The organism is Chryseobacterium sp. C2(2020) (genome assembly GCF_014218915.1).
GTDB classification, from domain to species: domain Bacteria; phylum Bacteroidota; class Bacteroidia; order Flavobacteriales; family Weeksellaceae; genus Chryseobacterium; species Chryseobacterium mucoviscidosis.
Map to the genome: position 1 here is coordinate 1 of NZ_JACLCT010000086.1, position 1,684 is coordinate 1,684.

Genomic DNA, 1,684 nt, shown 5'->3' on the forward strand with positions numbered 1-1,684 from the left:
TTTTCTCTCTCGTTTCATAGGTTAAAATTAAGGTTTTATGCTTAACTTTAACTGGACGCTAAATTAGTACATCCAGAGTATTACAGTTTAAGAAGTCCCCAACAATCAAGGCAATCTTATCAATATAAGGATCCTGAACAATTAGATATTTCTAATTTAGGAAATGCTGCAACAACTTTACAAAATAGATATAATGATAATCGAAGAAGAGCTCAAACTGTAATAGATGATATTGTTTACCAAATAAAATCTATGAATATATCTGATTCTAGAAAGTCTAAGATATTAAATGCTTTTAATGAGACTGTTAATATGAATATACGAAGAATTTCTAATGGTGAAATTAATTGGCTTTATGATGTATCTAATATTATTATAAAAAATACAACTGAATAGATTATGTTTAACACCAATATAAAATCAGTATTTGAATTAGCTCAAACCTTTTCAACAGAACAGGATTGCATTGATTATTTGGAGATATTGAAATGGAACAAACTTCCTGTAAGTCCTTTTGATGAAACTTCAAAAGTATATAAGTGTAAGAATAATCAATATAGATGTAAGAATACGGGCAAGTATTTTAATGTTAAGACAGGAACAATGTTTGAGAATTCTAAAGTTAGTCTTCGTAAATGGTTCTTGGCTATTTGGCTTGTTACCTCACATAAAAAAGGGATCAGTTCTATACAGTTAGGAAAAGATATTGGAGTAAGACAAGCAACAGCATGGTTCATGTTACAAAGAATCAGAGCCTGTTTTGGTATTGAGAATAATAATGAGCTTGAAGGTATTGTAGAATGTGATGAAACTTTTATTGGTGGTAAAAATAAGAACCGTCACAAAGATAAGAAGGTTCCACACTCACAAGGACGAAGTTTTAAAGACAAAGTTCCTGTGATGGGTATGCTACAAAGAGATGGTAAAATGAATGCTTTTGTTGTAACCGATACAAAAAGAAAAAGTATTCAACCTCTGATTTGTAGATATGTAAATCCTGAAAGAACAATATTAATTAGTGATGAATGGTGGGCTTATAAAGGCTTAGATAAATATTATACTCATAATGTAATAGACCATTCTAAAAAAGAGTATGTAAGTTTGCAGGACAATATTATACACACAAACAACATAGAAGGAAGTTGGAACATACTGAAAAGAAGTGTTTCAGGAATGTACAATCATGTTTCAAAGAAGCATCTTCAAAAATATGTTGATGAATTTGTGTATAGATTTAACCTGAGAAAGGTCACAGACCAAGAAAAATTCAGATATTTGTTGTCAAATTCAAATATCCGAACTAAGTATAAAGAATTATGTCATTAGGCGAAGCACTTAAAGAAAAAAATGTGAGATACATTACAAAAGATGGTGTAGATTATTTTTATGTAGAAGATATAAAGAAAAATTACGAATACTTTGCATTCGATGGAACTGAAATAATTTACATAGACGATATTCCCTTAGTTGATGGCAAACATGTGCTTAAATTAGTGGAATTCGATTTGAATATGAAAAAGGTTTTAAACCTTAAACCTAAGAAGAAAGAAAAAGAGGACTAAATTTAAGTCCTCTTATTTTTAAACATGCTAGTGTAAACTGGCGTATAGACACTATCCCGTAAAGTGTGTAAGTAGAAAAGTTAGGCTTGGATTTTATAATCTGAGCCTTTTTTCAAAAATAA

The 1,684-nt window shown here is 29.8% G+C and carries 2 protein-coding genes; both read left to right on the forward strand.

Annotated elements, in window-relative coordinates; all coding sequences use genetic code 11:
- Positions 1 to 399: 399 nt before the first annotated feature.
- Positions 400 to 1,326, forward strand: coding sequence for an IS1595 family transposase (locus H6W52_RS20985; protein ID WP_116100064.1), 927 nt, complete (start codon positions 400 to 402; stop codon positions 1,324 to 1,326).
- On the forward strand, positions 1,317 to 1,562 hold the full coding sequence (locus tag H6W52_RS20990) for a hypothetical protein (RefSeq protein ID WP_116100063.1): 246 nt from the start codon (positions 1,317 to 1,319) through the stop codon (positions 1,560 to 1,562). The genes H6W52_RS20985 and H6W52_RS20990 overlap by 10 nt, the downstream gene beginning before the upstream one ends.
- Positions 1,563 to 1,684 lie beyond the last annotated feature (122 nt).

Bases quoted from the DNA above. Each gene is read 5' to 3' on its own strand.
- H6W52_RS20990 (WP_116100063.1), top strand. From the start codon at position 1,317: ATGTCATTAGGCGAAGCACTTAAAGAAAAAAATGTGAGATACATTACA.
- H6W52_RS20985 (WP_116100064.1), top strand. From the start codon at position 400: ATGTTTAACACCAATATAAAATCAGTATTTGAATTAGCTCAAACCTTT.